General features: G+C 61.3%; 11 protein-coding genes. 8 read left to right on the forward strand and 3 right to left on the reverse strand.

All coding sequences use genetic code 11. From position 1 onward, the window contains the following. Positions 1-5 precede the first annotated feature (5 nt). The gene (gene metH / locus CLV41_RS25430; RefSeq protein ID WP_103225313.1) at positions 6-3,734 is read left to right on the forward strand and encodes a methionine synthase; all 3,729 of its coding nucleotides are present in this window, start codon (positions 6-8) and stop codon (positions 3,732-3,734) included. 521 nt (positions 3,735-4,255) lie between these two features. On the opposite strand, the gene CLV41_RS25435 is transcribed toward metH, so the two are convergent. Beyond that, positions 4,256-4,945, reverse strand: coding sequence for an ArsR/SmtB family transcription factor (locus CLV41_RS25435; RefSeq protein ID WP_103225293.1), 690 nt, complete (start codon positions 4,943-4,945; stop codon positions 4,256-4,258). Between the two features lie 133 nt (positions 4,946-5,078). Here CLV41_RS25435 and CLV41_RS25440 point away from each other — a divergent pair, with 133 nt between their 5' ends. The 6 genes from CLV41_RS25440 to CLV41_RS25465 all read left to right on the forward strand — a co-directional run bounded on the left by CLV41_RS25440 (position 5,079) and on the right by CLV41_RS25465 (position 11,465). Further along, positions 5,079-5,411, forward strand: a complete 333-nt coding sequence (locus CLV41_RS25440) for an NIPSNAP family protein (RefSeq protein WP_103225314.1) — start codon at positions 5,079-5,081, stop codon at positions 5,409-5,411. After that, a complete protein-coding gene (locus CLV41_RS25445) occupies positions 5,408-5,752 on the forward strand; it encodes an antibiotic biosynthesis monooxygenase family protein (RefSeq protein ID WP_103225294.1) in 345 nt (114 codons plus the stop codon). The genes CLV41_RS25440 and CLV41_RS25445 overlap by 4 nt, the downstream gene beginning before the upstream one ends. Beyond that, on the forward strand, positions 5,752-6,678 hold the full coding sequence (locus tag CLV41_RS25450; RefSeq protein ID WP_208987729.1) for a DMT family transporter: 927 nt from the start codon (positions 5,752-5,754) through the stop codon (positions 6,676-6,678). Before CLV41_RS25445 ends, CLV41_RS25450 begins: the two co-directional genes overlap by 1 nt. Continuing rightward, complete coding sequence (locus CLV41_RS25455; RefSeq protein ID WP_235867256.1) at positions 6,675-7,097, forward strand: (R)-mandelonitrile lyase; 423 nt, start codon at positions 6,675-6,677, stop codon at positions 7,095-7,097. The genes CLV41_RS25450 and CLV41_RS25455 overlap by 4 nt, the downstream gene beginning before the upstream one ends. Positions 7,098-7,156: 59 nt before the next feature. After that, the gene (locus CLV41_RS25460) at positions 7,157-8,302 is read left to right on the forward strand and encodes an FAD-dependent oxidoreductase (RefSeq protein ID WP_103225295.1); all 1,146 of its coding nucleotides are present in this window, start codon (positions 7,157-7,159) and stop codon (positions 8,300-8,302) included. 199 nt (positions 8,303-8,501) lie between these two features. Next, positions 8,502-11,465, forward strand: coding sequence for a hypothetical protein (locus CLV41_RS25465; RefSeq protein WP_103225296.1), 2,964 nt, complete (start codon positions 8,502-8,504; stop codon positions 11,463-11,465). Between the two features lie 235 nt (positions 11,466-11,700). On the opposite strand, the gene CLV41_RS25470 is transcribed toward CLV41_RS25465, so the two are convergent. Then, entirely contained in the window at positions 11,701-13,146 is a 1,446-nt protein-coding gene (locus CLV41_RS25470; RefSeq protein WP_103225297.1) for an ATP-binding protein, read from the reverse strand. Continuing rightward, complete coding sequence (locus CLV41_RS25475; RefSeq protein WP_208987730.1) at positions 13,143-13,883, reverse strand: response regulator; 741 nt, start codon at positions 13,881-13,883, stop codon at positions 13,143-13,145. The genes CLV41_RS25470 and CLV41_RS25475 overlap by 4 nt, the downstream gene beginning before the upstream one ends. A 270-nt stretch (positions 13,884-14,153) precedes the next feature. Between CLV41_RS25475 and CLV41_RS25480 the strand changes: the two genes are divergently transcribed. Beyond that, positions 14,154-15,227 (forward strand): EF-hand domain-containing protein, encoded by a 1,074-nt coding sequence (locus CLV41_RS25480; protein WP_103225299.1) that lies wholly within the window; start codon positions 14,154-14,156, stop codon positions 15,225-15,227. Positions 15,228-15,439: the final 212 nt, after the last annotated feature.

Here is a 15,439-nt window from a genome sequence, read left to right on the forward strand (position 1 = left end):
TACCCGTGATCAAGTCCGACGCCGTTGAGCGCCTCCGCGATCTTGCCAAGACCCGCATTCTCGTGCTGGACGGCGCGATGGGAACGGAGATCCAGCTTCTGAAGCTGGACGAGGCGGCCTATCGCGGCGCGCGCTTTGCAGACTGGCCGAGCGACATCAAGGGCAACAACGATCTGCTCAGCCTGACGCAGCCCGATGCGATCCGGAAAATCCACGTCGATTACCTGGAAGCCGGCGCGGATATCGTGGAGACCAATACCTTCTCCTCCACCACCATCGCGCAGGCCGATTACGGCATGGAAGAGCTGGCCTACGAGCTGAATTACGAAGGCGCGAAGCTTGCCCGCGAAGCCTGCGACCAGGTCACCGCAAACGACCCGTCGCGGCCGCGCTTCGTCGCGGGCGCTCTCGGCCCGACCAACCGCACGGCCTCAATCTCGCCGGACGTGAACAATCCGGGCTACCGGGCCGTAAGTTTTGACGATCTGCGCATTGCCTACGCGGACGCGGTGCGCGGCCTCATCGCCGGTGGCGCCGATATCGTGCTGGTGGAGACCATCTTCGACACGCTGAACGCCAAGGCCGCGCTTTTTGCCATCGACGAAGTGTTCGAGGAAACGGGCAAGGCCCTTTCGGTGATGATTTCCGGCACGATCACCGACCTTTCCGGCCGCACGCTCTCCGGTCAGACACCGGAGGCGTTCTGGAACTCGGTCCGCCACACCAATCCACTCAGCATCGGCCTCAACTGCGCGCTCGGCGCGAAGGAAATGCGCGCCCATGTCGATGAACTCGGCCGCATCGCCGACACGCTGGTCTGCGCCTATCCGAATGCGGGCCTGCCCAATGAATTCGGCGAATATGACGAGAGCCCGGAGCATATGGCCGGACTGGTCGGCGAATTCGCCTCCGCCGGGCTTGTGAATATCGTCGGTGGCTGCTGCGGAACGACGCCTGCCCATATCCGGGCGATCGCCGAGGCAGTCGCGGACAAGAAACCGCGTGCAATTCCGGAAATCGAACGGCACATGCGCCTTTCGGGGCTCGAGCCGTTCGTGGTCACGAAGGAAACCAACTTCGTCAATGTCGGCGAACGGACCAACGTCACCGGCTCGGCCCGGTTCCGCAAGCTGATCAAGGAGGACGATTACGCCGCCGCGCTGGAGGTTGCCCGCCAGCAGGTGGAAAACGGCGCACAGATCATCGACGTCAACATGGACGAGGGGCTTCTGGACTCCGAAGAGGCGATGGTCACCTTCCTCAATCTGGTCGCCGCCGAACCGGATATCGCCCGGGTGCCGGTGATGATCGACAGTTCCAAATGGACGGTGATTGAGGCCGGCCTCAAATGCATCCAGGGCAAGGGCGTGGTGAACTCCATCTCCATGAAGGAAGGCGAAGAAGCCTTCATCGAACAGGCAAAACTCGTTCGCCGCTATGGTGCGGCCGTCGTGGTGATGGCCTTCGACACACAGGGGCAGGCCGACAGTTTCGAGCGCAAGACCGAGATCTGCGCGCGTTCCTACAAGCTGTTGACGGAAGAGGTCGGGTTTCCGCCGGAAGACATCATCTTCGATCCGAACATCTTCGCGGTCGCGACCGGCATCGAGGAACACAACAACTACGGTGTGGACTTCATCGAGGCGACCGGCTGGATCCGCGAGAACCTGCCCCATGCGCATGTTTCGGGCGGGGTTTCCAACCTCAGCTTCTCGTTCCGCGGCAACGAGGCCGTGCGCGAGGCGATGCATTCGGTATTTCTCTATCACGCCATTCAGCGCGGCATGGACATGGGCATCGTCAATGCCGGCCAGCTCGCGGTCTATAACGACCTGGACACGGAGCTGCGCGAGTTGTGCGAGGACGTGGTGCTGAACCGCCGCGACGACAGCACCGACCGGATGCTGGAGGCGGCCGAGCGCTGGAAGGGAGAGGGCGGCCAGAAACGGGTAGCGGATCTCACCTGGCGCACCTGGGACGTTGCCAAGCGCATGGAACACGCGCTGGTGCATGGCATCGCCGACTATGTGGAAGAGGACACGGAAGAGGCACGTCAGTCCTTCGACCGGCCGCTGCATGTGATCGAGGGGCCGTTGATGGACGGCATGAATGTGGTGGGAGACCTGTTCGGGTCCGGCCAGATGTTCCTGCCGCAGGTCGTCAAATCCGCGCGCGTGATGAAAAAGGCCGTTGCCTATCTCATGCCCTTCATGGAGAAGGAGAAGGAAGAGCTGGGGATCACCGGTCATTCCTCCAACGGCAAGATCCTGATGGCGACGGTGAAGGGCGATGTGCACGACATCGGCAAGAACATTGTCGGCGTCGTTCTCCAGTGCAACAATTTCGAGGTGATCGACCTCGGGGTGATGGTGCCTGCCGCGAAAATCCTGGAAACCGCGCGCCAGGAAAAGGTCGACATCATCGGGCTCAGCGGCCTGATCACCCCGTCGCTCGACGAGATGTGCCATGTGGCCGCCGAGCTTGAGCGGGAAGGCATGGACCTGCCCTTGCTGATCGGCGGTGCCACGACGTCGAAGATCCACACGGCGGTGAAGGTCCACCCGAATTACAAACGGGGCCAGGCGATCTACGTCACCGATGCCGGCCGCGCGGTCGGTGTTGTTTCCAAGCTGATGAGCGAAGGCGGCCGCGAGCCCTATTTTGGCGATATCCGCGTCGAATATGCCGACATCGCCGAGAAGCACGCCGCCGGCCGGGGAGCGCAGAAGCGCAGCCCGCTTGCCGTGGCCCGTGAAAATGCCTTCAAGCCCGATTTCTCCGGCAAGCCTCCGGTTGCGCCGAGGAAACCGGGCAGTACGGTGTTTGACGATTTTCCGCTGGAAGATCTTGTGCCGCTGATCGACTGGACGCCGTTCTTCTCGACATGGGAGATCAAGGGCCGGTACCCGGCTGTTCTGACCGACAACCGCTACGGTCCGGCGGCCAGGGCGCTTTACGACGATGCGCGGCGGATGCTGGACGAAATTGTCGAAGGCAAGCTTCTGACCGCAAGAGGTGTTGCCGCCCTGTGGCCGGCCAATGCGGACGGTGACGACGTTCGTCTCTTCACCGACGAGAACCGCTCTGAAACACTGGCGACGCTCTATACGCTGCGCCAGCAGATGGAACGGAACGCGGGCGGGCGGGCGAATGTCGCGCTCAGCGACTTCGTGGCGCCGCAGGGCAGCGGCATAAACGACTGGATCGGCGGTTTCGCGGTCACCGCGGGCCATGGCGAGGACGAACTTGCCGCGCGCTACGCGCGGGAAGGGGACGACTACAGCAAGATCCTCTCACAGGCGCTTGCCGACCGGCTTGCGGAAGCCTTCGCGGAGAAGCTGCATCAGATCGTGCGCAAGGACTTGTGGGGCTATGCGGCCGACGAGGTGCTTTCGAATGAGGATACGATCGCCGAGAAATATCAGGGCATCCGTCCTGCGGCCGGTTACCCGGCCCAGCCGGACCACACCGAGAAGGACACGCTGTTCAAATTGCTCGACGCGGAACGCCTGACCGGCATTCAGCTGACGGAAAGCCGGGCCATGCTGCCGGGCTCGTCGGTCTCGGGTCTCTATTTCAGTCATCCGGACAGCCACTATTTCGGTGTCGGCAAGATCGAAAAAGACCAGGTGGAAGATTATGCGGCCCGCAAGGGATGGGATCTCGCCTATGCCGAACGCTGGCTGGCGCCGATCCTGAACTACGATCCCGCCCGTATGCAAGCGGCGGAGTAATCTTCTCGAGTGCGAAACAACGCTGGAACTTTTGCGGCCTTCCGTGGTTTACCCCCGGAAGGCCGTTTGTTTTGGTGCACGAATTAACTGACGCAAGGAAAATAATAGATATTTCTGGCAAAATGCACCGAGTGCGCTCTTGAAAAGTGCACAAAGTGCGCTACACTATAAAGCATAAGATGGTGCATTGAGAATCAGTGCACCTCACAGGAGAATAAAAATGACTGTGCACACAGCAAGGCTTTTCCTGGTGCAACACCGCCAGGACTACAATCGTGACCGTCTTCCGTGGTTGCCCGCACGGCTTTACCGCAGCTTTCGGGAAGCAATTCCGAGCATTCAGGAGCCCAAACGGGCTTCCTGAATCCCGGGCCCTATCCGAATGGCCCCAATAACAAGAAGATGACCCCCAATTAGACGTTTATCATGCCCCGAACGTCTTCTCACCTGACTACAAGACCCGGCTTCGGCCGGGTTTTTTGTTTTCTTCACTATGAACTTTAAGGCAGGAGGCTCCGCACCTATTCAGCCGGGAACAGCTTGCGCAGTTCCGCATCTCCTAGGGGTGAAACAGTCACGACCCTGCTGCCGGTTTGCCGGCGTAGCCAGGCTTGCTGTTGAAACCGGTCCAAAAGGGCGGCGCCGAGGCTGCCCGCAAGATGGTTGCGCCGCTCGCTCCAGTCGAGGCAAGCCCGGCAGAGCGGGCGCCGGCTGAGACCGAGGGCATCCAGATCGATGCCCAAACCGGAGACGAAACGCCTGCCGTGCTCTGTCAGGCCCAACCCGCCCTTGTCCGCCGAATCCGTCAGAAAGCCGCGGTTTTGAAGACTGTCGAAGATCCGCACGGCCATGTCGCCAGCCAGATGGTCGTAACACACCCGCGCCGTGCGCATTGCCGGATCCTTAGGACCTGTGCGGGTGCGCAGATGGCCCTTGCCGGCGGCAAGACCCATGACCGCTTCCACGACCGTGCCGACCTCTGGGCCGGACAGGGTGAAATACCGGTGCCGGCCCTGTTTGGCCTGGGTCAGCAGACCGCCGTCCATCAGTTTCTTCAGGTGGGAGCTTGCGGTCTGGCTGGTGATACCGGCCTCCGCGGCGAGCTCCGTTGCCGTCAGCGCCTTGCCGCTCATGAGGGCGCTCAAGATGTTGGCGCGGGCGGGATCTCCGATCAGCGACCCTATGCGGGCAATGTCCGGGCCATCTTTCATGGATAGATGGCTTTCATGGATAGATGGCCTTCATGAATTGATTGTCTTTCATGGTTCGATCCTCGTCGAAGCATTCCTGTCGCGGACCATGGCACATGGAAACGGTCACTGGCAACGGAAAGGCAAGGACGTCATGATCACCTGTTTCATCCGCTATCAAATCGACCCGACGAAAAGGCAGGCCTTCGAGCGCTATGCCCGCAACTGGGGACAGGCGATTCCACGCTGCGGAGCGGATCTGATCGGTTATTTCGCGCCTCATGAAGGCTCGGCAACGCTGGCCTACGGCGTTTATTCGATCGAAAATCTGGCTGCCTACGAGAGCTACCGGGCCCGTCTAGCGGCCGATCCGCTGGGGAAGGAGAATTATGCCTTCGCGCAGCAGGAAAAATTCATCTTGCGGGAAGACCGCACTTTCCTGACACTCGCCTCCGCACCGCATGGAGAGGGAAGGGCCGCAGAATGATAGCAGTGATTTTCGAGGTGCTCCCGCATGCGGACAAAAAGCAGGATTATCTCGCCATGGCCGCGGAAATGCGGTCGCTGGTCGATGAAATCGACGGATTTGTTTCCGTCGAACGCTTTCAGAGCCTGACCGACCCGGAAAAGCTGCTGTCGCTTTCGTTCTTCCGGGACGAGGCCGCCCTGGCCGAATGGCGCCGGCTCACCCAGCACCGCAAGGCGCAAAAGGCGGGGCGAAGCGGTTATTTCCGCGACTATCGCCTGCGGGTCGCTCATGTGCTGAGGGACTACGGACTGGAAGACCGCGAACAAGCGCCTGAAGACAGCCGCGCGGCGAACGGCTGATGCCCGTGCAAAACCGGTCCCTTGAATATGCTCTGCTGGGCTGCCTCGCCCTGCTTTGGGGCTCGTCCTACATGTGGATCAGCCTGGCGCTCGAGACGATCCCGCCGGCGACCCTGATCGCCATCCGGGTCGCTCTCGCCTGCGCGGTTCTCCTGGCGATCATGGCTTTCAGGGGCATTCGCATGCCCTTGGACAAGCGGTCCTGGTGGCAGTTCTTCGTTCAGTCGCTGGTCAACAGCACCGGGCCCTGGCTGCTTCTTGCCTGGGGTCAGCAATATGCAGGCACGGCGGTTTCCAGCGTGCTGAATTCAACGTCGCCGCTTTGGGTCTTTGCCCTTTCCTATCTGCTCCTGAAGAGCGGTCAGCGCCCCGGCAGGCTGCAGTTCACAGGGGCCATGGCAGGCTTTTGCGGGATCGTGCTGATCGTCGGGGTGGGAGCGCTGGAGGATATCGGGCAAAATCTCCTGCCCCAGCTCGCGGTGCTTTTCAGTGCGGTTCTTTACGGTTTCGCGGCCCTGCGCGGGCGTGTTTTTTCCGGCCTGCCGCCCATCGTATCGGCAATTGGTACATTGTTGTGCTCCTGTCTCGTTCTGATACCGATGAGCCTGATCGCCGACCGGCCATGGCAGCTGGAGCCGGATCTGACGGCTCTGGGAGCCGCCGCGATACTTGGCATTGCCTGTACGGCCCTGGCCTTTCTGATCTATTTTCGTCTGCTGAGGACGCTGGGACCCATGGGAACCGCCAGCCAGGCCTATCTGCGATCCGGGATCGGTGTGTTCCTCGGCGTCGTGTTCCTGTCGGAGACTCTCGATCTGGAGACATTCGCCGGAATCTGCCTTGCCATATTCGGGGTTGTTCTGATCAACTGGCCCAAGAATAACAAATCGCAAGTCACGCCCGCTGTGGGCAAGGAGGTGTCATGAGTGTCCTGACCGTTTATGAGGCGGGGTCCCGGCCGTCGCAACGGGCCAATCCGGACTATTTTACCGGAACGGTCTGGCAGGATCCCGTGATTCAGGCGCCCGCGCCCGCCAGCCTGCGCGCACTCAGGGTCACTTTCGAACCCGGAGCGCGGACCAACTGGCATACGCATCCGTTTGGCCAGACCCTGCAGGTCCTCGACGGCGCGGGGTTCATTCATGTGTGGGGACAGGAGAAGCTCTCCATTCTTCCCGGCGACGTGATCTGGATCCCGCCGGACGTGAAGCACTGGCACGGCGCGGGCCCGAATACCTCCCTGGTCCATCTGGCAATGCAGGAGGAACGGGACGGCAGGACGGTCGACTGGATGGAGCCTGTCGAGGAGGGGACTTATGCCGGGGGCATCGAAGCGCGGCGGTAGGGACTGTCGATTTTCTGGTTCCATCGCGGAGCCGGAGCGCTGAGACAAAGACAAATCACATGAAAATCGCCATTGCCGGTGCCGGGATCGGCGGCCTGGCCGTCGCCATCCTGATCGAGCGCCTCGGCCACGAGATTTCCGTCTTCGAACAGTTTCACGAACCTGCTCCGGTCGGGTCCGGACTGATGATCCAGCCGGTCGGGCTGGAGGTTTTGAGACTTGCCGGTGCTGCGGAGGCGGTTCAGGCGCATGCCACGCCGATAGCACGGGTGCTCGGGCATTCCGCGATGACCGGGCGCCGGGTCCTTGACGTCTCCTACGGCAGGACGCCCGGTCTTGGCATTCACCGCGCGTCGCTGTTTTTTGCGCTCTATGAACGGGCGCGCGGCCTGAATCTGTCCTGGCATTCCGGTCGCAGGGTGAGCGGATTTGATGACGGGCGGCTGCAGTTCGAGGGCGGATCCGTCTCGGAGGAGTTCGATCTTGTCATCGACGCCTCCGGTGCCAATTCGGTTCTGTCGCCGCTGAAGGCGCGTACGCTCGCCTTCGGCGCGATCTGGGGAACGGTCGACTGGGTGCCGGGCGTTCTGCCCGACGATCACCTGTCGCAGCGCTACCGCCGCGCAGACCGGATGATCGGCGTGCTGCCGGTCGGCCGGATGCCCGGTGATGACTGCCGGAAAGCCGCCTTCTTCTGGTCGTTGAGGCAGGGAGGCTATGATGACTGGCGGCGCGCGGGATTACGATCCTGGAAAGACGAGGCGCTGTCGCTCTGGCCGGAAGCCGGGCCGTTCATCGACCAGATTGGAGATCCGGACCAGATGACCATGGCGCGTTACAGCCACGGCACGCTCAAGAAGGTCTGGAACGGCCGGATCGTCTTCATCGGCGATGCAGCTCATCGCGCCAGCCCGCAGCTCGGGCAGGGGGCCAACATGGCGCTTCTGGATGCGGCCGCGCTTGCGCGCGCTCTGGAAACCTTGCCTGCTGACCTGGCGCTGCCCGCCTATGGCCGGGCAAGGCGCTGGCATGTCGGTGTCTACCAGGCCTTCAGCGCGGTGTTCACGCCCGCCTACCAGAGCGACAGCAGATGGCTGCCGGCGCTGAGGGACCATGTGCTTTTTCCGGCAAGCCGCATCCCGCCGGTGCCCGCGCTGCTCTCCCGCCTGATTGCCGGAACGCTGGTGCCGTCCGGCGCAATTTGACGGGTCAACTCCGGCAAGCAGGTTGTGTTGCTTCCTTTCCTTTGGTTCCAGGTTGTGGTTCCATTCGAAATGCGGCCCTCCTGAAACTGGTAGCCAGGCCTGACAGGGGAGGATGGAAACCATCCCGCTTTGGCGGAATTTCCTGCGGTGAAGCAAACCGTTGAAGAGCGGGGCCGCTCCGGGGGTGCGAGAGGGTGCGATGACGGGAAGGTTTTTGAGAACGCTTGTCGTTTCCCTGCTGATTGCGCTCGTTTCCGCCATTGCACTGCTGTTTGTCTTTTACGCAGCCAAACCACCCGAACCCGAAATTCTGGTCAACGGCGAACCGGTCAAACGCTTTGCCAATATCGACCAGACTGACGTGCATCTGACGCTCACGATTCCGCATGCGGATGGCACGGTCTCGGCCGCACTGATCCTTTACGGCATGGAATTCCAGAGCGCGACATTCGATAGCGGCGAGGTAACGTTTGCAGCCTTTGTGGTGCCGTACGGAGGAACGAACGTTGTCCTGGAAATGCGCAGGCACATCGGTCCCGTCACCTTTCGTAACCGGATCACGCTTGGCATTTCAGCAAGGGTTGGAGCGCGGATAAACCCGGTTCTGGAAGTGCCGGCGGTGACCTGGAGCAACCGCGTTGAGGTGTCAGGAACCGCGGCGCCCGGCAGCAGGTTGACATTTCTCGTTGATGGCGAGCCCCTTGACTCCAGTTCCGGAAGTTCCGGACCAGGCAGGGTTTCTGTCAATCCAGGCGGGCGTTTCGAGAAGGTACTTGAATTGCCGGAGCCTGGTGAGCACACAATCCAGGTGAAGGCGGAGCGGTGGTCGTCAGAGGAAGAGCCGCTGCTTTCGGACGAGAAAACGGTTCGATACCAGGCCACCTTGCCGCCACTTGTCGAGCGGAAGCTGGCGATCAACATCGGTTTTGACGAAATCAACTGGACCATGCGGGCAAGGTTCCGCGCCGGTGATCCGCGCCTGCTGGCTCTCGAAACGGGCGAGGCCTCCAGGGAGACTTTCCTGCGAGCGATTTTCGGCGACATTCTCCTCAACAGAACCAGCTATAGCTCTCGGAAAATCGGAAATTTGCGGGTCGGCACTGACGAGGACCAGACCTGGATCGAAGTGGACAGCCATGTCAGAAGCTCCAGGTTGGAAGGGATCTCCAGGCTTGCCGTTGATCGTAGGATCGGTTCCGATAGCGTGGCCGACCTGGAGACAATCCAGATCAGGTCGAGCGGTCCCCGCCTCACCGGGTATTTTCCAGCCCCCACGAGGGTCTTCGACCAGACTGTTCTGTGGACTGGCAGTGAGGCAGCGGAAGGGTCGGTTGGGGTTTTCCTTCAGCCCGCCTCAGCTCCTCTTTCTCTCCGGGCGCTGGTGCCCTCCGACATCGTTCCGGAAATGTTCGAAAGCCTGATCTACAAGCTGATCGTGCTCATACCCGTCTTTTGGTTCCTGGTGTTGCTGCGCGACGGGCTGTTCGGATCATCCCCTCGATACACCGGGCTGGCGCAAGACATCGTTGTGCTCGGCGTGCTCGGGATCTTCTCGACGCTGCACTACCTGGTCGGGGACATAGGATACCTCCTGGATACACACTTTGGTGACTTGCCGGGAGGCTGGGTGGTCGCGCAGGCCGTTTTCACGCTTGCGGCCATCCTTCTGCTGCTTGGGCTGGTCCGGCTTCTGGCGGGAATCGTGAAGGCGGCGGGCGGGAGCCAAATCGTCGGTGTTGCTGCCGGTGATTTTGGCCGTATCGTCACCCTGGGGCTGTTCTGGGGTGTGCCGCTCCATCTTTTCTATCTGCTGGGTCAACTCCTCCGGAGCATACGCTATGAAGAGGTGTTCCTGCTGAGCTACACAGGCTTCGTTCTGGCCTGGCTGGTCTGCGCCGCAATCGCTTTTTCGCTGATGCTTCATGGCCATGCCCGGGTGCGGGCAGTTCTGGGCAGGGGAACCGCAATCACATGGCTCCCGGCGCTCGCCGCGCTTGGTGCCGTTCTCTTCCTCAGTTATCCGCAAACCTTCGAATGGGCGCCCGAGACCGAACAGTTCCAGCAGCAATTCACCGGCGTTTTTTATGCTGTGCTGGCATTCATGAGCCGGGTCGGATCGGTTACGCCGCTCGCGGCCATGGTGCTTGCCTGCGTCGCGCTGTTTTCGATTGGCGAATTTAGAAAGCGTGACCATGCCCGGCGCATGGCGCTGCTGCTGTTTGCCGGTGTGCTTGTGGGAACCGGCTCCGTCTGGTTCGTGGTGCCGGTTCCGCTTTTGATTGCCCTGTTGCTGTTTCCGGTCCTTGTCTGGCCCGACAATGCCCGCACTGCCATCCTGGCTGCAAACGGTGAGGTCATTTTACAGGACCGTGCCGAGTTGCTGGAACACGCCAGCAGGAATGCCACGAACCATGGCTCCGGCGGCGGTTGGTTCGGGCTGGGGCTCTTCGGCTTGAAGGAGGAGGAAAAGAAAAGGCTCAACAGCCACAAGGAGCCGATGGCCACCTTGCCGGATGGCAAGAAGATGCCTGCAAGCGAGCTTGTCTTTGCCTTCGGTCCCCGCTCCCGGTCGTCGGACAACGCCCTGGAAGCCCTGAAGGTGGGGGGCTGGGGGAGCCTGGTTCTGGTGTTTATTTACGCATTGCCAACGTTCATTCAGCCGCGCGCGGGCGACGACTTTCCTTATCTCTGGGCCCTGATCCGAGTGTTTTCCGTTGGTGGATACTGGTTGATCGGAGCGTTTTTTCTCGGATATTTCTATGAATCGATCAAGGGGACGACCGGCTGGAAAAAAGGCGGCTGGCTGGCCCTTGCCATATCGCTGGCACTCGAACCCATGAGTATGGTCTTTGCGGACACTGTGGTCGACTATGCGGCCATCGCCGTGTCCGTTGTCCAGCGGTTCGCGTATTTCATGCTCGTCGGGTTCTTCGCCTTCGATCTGAAGACGTTCAAGGCCCTGAAGACCGACAAGGTCGCCTGGAGCACCTTCCCGCAATTGACCGGGCTCTCGGTGATGCAGGCGTCTCTCTCGCTGGTGATTGCCGGGACCGGGGCGGTGCTGACCACGGTTTTTTCCGGGCAACTGGCAACCGTTCTGGCGCAGGTGGCCGCCGCCCTGATCCCGGTGATCAGCACCGTGCAACCCGCGCTGCAGCCTTGACCAGCAATTGCCGTTCACAAGCTGGGAGCCAGACGCCCGCTAAGGGCCTCTTCCGTTGAAAAACTCCGATGTGAGCGATGCAGGAGGCAACAGGCATGCTCGAACGAAACGCTTCAACCCTCCCAAGATGATCGCCAGGATCGGAATGGACGTTGCGGGTCAAATGTCTGGTCTGACCCTTGAACGCGCTTTCGCATTTCAAAAAGGCCGCCCGGCGAAGGCTCCCGGTCCATCCCTATCGATCCGTTCCCATCGGTAGCCGTATAATTGCTTCAAGCCCGCCTTCGGGCTGGTTCGTCAGCATGATCGTACCGCCATGGGCATGAACGATGGAGCGGGCGATGGCCAGTCCGAGGCCGATTCCACCTGTCTCCTCACTGCGGGATTCTTCAAGCCGTACAAAGGGTTCGAACACGTCTTTCAACCTGTCTTCGGGGATACCTGGACCCTGGTCCTGAATGCGGATGACAACCTCTCCAGCCTTTACCGCGGCGGAGACCGAGACATTTTTGCCGTAGCGGATCGCGTTTTCGATGAGATTGCGCAGCGCCCGTTTGAGGGCCATCGGACGGCAGGAGAGAATGATCCTGCCGGCAACATCGACTGAAATGTCATGTCCCAGGTCCTGCTGATCCGCGGCCAGGGCTTCCACAATGGCGCCGATGTCCGCATTTTGCGCCTCGTCGGCATGGGCCTCGTCCCGGGCAAAGCGCAGGGTCGCCTCGGTCATCGCCGCCATTTCTTCCAGCGTCTCGATCATCTTCTCGCGGTTTTCATCGTCATCGACGAATTCGGCCCGCAGCCGCAGCGACGTGATCGGTGTCCTCAGGTCATGGCTGATGGCCGCCAGCATACGTGTGCGGTCGCGGACAAACCGGGTGATCCGGTCCTGCATTTCGTTGAAAGCGGTCGTGAGTGCCTGAACTTCCCGCGGGCCGCTAGGCCGCAGCGGTTCAAGGTTTTCGCCGCGACCGAGCCTTTCGGCCGAAACGGCCAGTTCCTTCAAGGGGCGTGTGACCCGCCGCACCGCCAGGCCGATAATGATGACTGCGGCGAGCGCTGTCAGACCCAACTGCACCAGCAGAGGAATGAAGGCGCCGCGAGGTGGCCGGTAGCTGGTGGCGACATTCAGCCAGCGCCCGTCCGACATCGGTATGGACAGCGCCAGGTCTTCCGGCCGGTTCATGATCTTTTTCAGGTCGCGGGGCCGTTCATGCCTGGGCACCGCGCGCCAGCTCGGAGGATCGTCCGGTCTGGACTCCTGCCCGCGCGGACCCCGCCTTTCATCGGCGTGTATATTGAGATGCGCGGTCTTGCCCCGGTCAAGCTGGGCGTTGAGATAGCCCTGCAGGCGCTGTTCGACACTGGAAACGCCGGGTTCTGGCGCCAGCGGCGTATCTCCCAGCCAGAAAACCGCGAATCGGCTGCTGCTGGCTTCCACAACCCGCTCCTGCAAGGACATCGGGGTGTCTTCCAGAAGTTCGGCGATGGATACTGCCCGCGTCAGGAGGCTGTCTCTTGCAACGGCGACCATTGCAATGCGCCGCTCATCCTGAAAGATCCAGATGCTCAGGGCCTGGGCCGCGACGATGGCGGCCAGCAGCAGCACGACAAGCTGCGAGGCCAGAGACCTGGGCCACAGATACAAAAGTGCCTTGCGGATGCGGGCTGGAAAACTCATTCGGCCTGGTCTTTCACGTCCGCTGTGAACATGTAGCCGCCGCCCCAGACGGTCTTGATCATCTTCGGATCCTTCGGGTCCGCCTCAATCTTGCGGCGCAGACGCGAAACCTGATTGTCGATCGAGCGGTCGAAGACGGCCGGGGTGCGTCCGGTGGTCAGGTCCAGGAGCTGGTCCCGGTTGAGGACCATTTTCGGACGTTTCAGAAAGGTGCAGAGCAACTGGAATTCGCCGCTGGAAAGCGCGACCGAAGTGCCGTCCGCATCCTTCAGTTCCCGCCGGGAGACATTGAGCGACCAGCCGTCGAAATGCAGCAGTTCCTGTTCAATCGGATCCCGTTCGCGCGGCGCCAGCGATGTCCGGCGCAGGACCGCGCGGATGCGGGCGAGCAGTTCGCGCGGGTTGAACGGTTTGGTGACATAATCGTCGGCGCCGATTTCAAGGCCGATCACCCGGTCGGTGTCATCGGCCATGGCGGTCAGCAGGATCACCGGCATGGCACCGGTTTCGACCAGGTGACGGCACAGCGACAGGCCGTCCTCACCCGGCATCATGATGTCCAGGACGACCAGATCGACGGACGCGGCCTTCAGGGCCTTGCGGGCGTGGGCTGCATTTTCCGCCGTCGACGCGCGCAGGCCGTTCTTGATCAGATAGCGGGCCAGTGTCTCGCGGATGTCGCGATGGTCGTCCACCACCAGGATGTGCGGGCTCGGATCGCTCACTCTTGTCTCCATTTCAGAGCATCCTGCTTTTATACGATTCCATACAAAAGCAGGTTGATCTCATCGGCGGCGCTGTACAATTGTATCTTGCGAGGCCGCCGATCTGCTTGTTTCTACGGCTAAAATAGTAGCTTGAACCTTATCGTGCCCAGGGAACTTGTAACAAAGTGTGTCGGGACGGCCCAGCGGGACAGATGGCGACACTTCGAGCCGACTCGAGGGGTATTCCTGCGACAATTGCCACCTACCTTCAGCTCATCAACGAACCAAGGAGTTGTTGGAATGAAACCGTTCAGGAAAATTGCAATTGCCGCTCTGGCTGCGAGCGTCGCGGGTGTCGCACTGACCGCCGGTCTGTCTGCTTCAGCCCAAAGCGGGCCTGCAAACGGGGACGGGGGCAAACAGATGCAACAGACCGCCGGTGAACGTTTTGCCCATATGGGCAAGCGCGGCGGACACGGTCACGATGCCGGTCCGGGCTTCGGTCCGGGTTTTGGGCCAGGTGGCGGCCGGCATGGCGAACGCATGTTCGAGCGTTTCGACGTGGATGACGACGGCGTGATCACGGAAGCGGAAATCGCCGAAGTGCGGTCCAGGGATTTTCAGTCAGCCGACGCGGATGGCAGCGGAGATATCAGTCTGGAGGAATTCAAGGCTGAATTCATGACCCGCTCCAGTGACCGGATGGTCCGGGCGTTCCAGTTCCTGGATCGGGACGGTGACGGCACGGTCACACAGGAAGAAGCCGATCTTGCGGCCAACCGCCTGTTCGACATGCTTGACCGGGATGGAAACGGCAGCGTCGAAAAGGTTCGCGGGCAGCGTGGTCCCGGTGAGGGGCGTGGCCCCGGTAGCGGAAATGGTCCCGGTGGCCGGAATGGCGCAGAGGACGGCAAGGGTGGCCCCCGGGCTGAAGCCCGCGGCCACGATGAACGCGGCGGCCCGCGCGGACCGCATCACGGTCGCGGCGGTCAGGGCCGGATGTTCCTGGGCCTGTTCGACACCGATGGCGACGGCGCTGTAAACCGCGAGGATTTCGATGCCAGACGCGCCGAGCTTTTCGCTCTGGCCGACACGGACGGCAACGGGTCCTTCACCCTGGAGGAGTTCGGTCCGCTGTGGCTGACCTTCAACGAGAACCATATTGTCGACATGTTCCAGCGCGCGGATGCCGATGGCAGCCTCGGCGTGACAGCGGAAGAGCATGACAAGCGCCTAGACAAGATGATGGAACGCGCCGACCGCAACAAGGATGGCGTCATCACCAAAGCCGATTTCAAGGGCGGCAAACACGGCGGTAAACATGGCGGAAAAGGCAAAGGCTGGGGCAAACACCACCGCGGCTTATGTGAATAACCCCGGAGGCCATATCCGGGGTTAGTTCTTCACGCTGATACGATCCCGAGATGGGGAAGCGAAGAGGGAGCCGCGCCTGCGGCTCCAGACTGCTGACAAACCCCTGGCGTTAGCCGTGGGTTTTTGATTCACTGGTTTCATGTTGAAGAAACCCGGCCCGGATCAGACAGCTCTCGAGATGGTGACGCTCGATCAGCTTGTCCCCACCGATC

It is taken from the genome of Roseibium marinum, from assembly GCF_002906165.1.
Lineage (GTDB): Bacteria > Pseudomonadota > Alphaproteobacteria > Rhizobiales > Stappiaceae > Roseibium > Roseibium marinum.

Coding starts and splice junctions, on each gene's coding strand:
- CLV41_RS25465 (WP_103225296.1), top strand. CDS start 8,502: ATGACGGGAAGGTTTTTGAGAACGCTTGTCGTTTCCCTGCTGATTGCG.
- CLV41_RS25435 (WP_103225293.1), bottom strand. CDS start 4,945: ATGAAAGATGGCCCGGACATTGCCCGCATAGGGTCGCTGATCGGAGAT.
- CLV41_RS25450 (WP_208987729.1), top strand. CDS start 5,752: ATGCCCGTGCAAAACCGGTCCCTTGAATATGCTCTGCTGGGCTGCCTC.
- CLV41_RS25445 (WP_103225294.1), top strand. CDS start 5,408: ATGATAGCAGTGATTTTCGAGGTGCTCCCGCATGCGGACAAAAAGCAG.
- CLV41_RS25455 (WP_235867256.1), top strand. CDS start 6,675: ATGAGTGTCCTGACCGTTTATGAGGCGGGGTCCCGGCCGTCGCAACGG.
- CLV41_RS25470 (WP_103225297.1), bottom strand. CDS start 13,146: ATGAGTTTTCCAGCCCGCATCCGCAAGGCACTTTTGTATCTGTGGCCC.
- CLV41_RS25480 (WP_103225299.1), top strand. CDS start 14,154: ATGAAACCGTTCAGGAAAATTGCAATTGCCGCTCTGGCTGCGAGCGTC.
- CLV41_RS25460 (WP_103225295.1), top strand. CDS start 7,157: ATGAAAATCGCCATTGCCGGTGCCGGGATCGGCGGCCTGGCCGTCGCC.
- CLV41_RS25440 (WP_103225314.1), top strand. CDS start 5,079: ATGATCACCTGTTTCATCCGCTATCAAATCGACCCGACGAAAAGGCAG.
- CLV41_RS25475 (WP_208987730.1), bottom strand. CDS start 13,883: ATGGAGACAAGAGTGAGCGATCCGAGCCCGCACATCCTGGTGGTGGAC.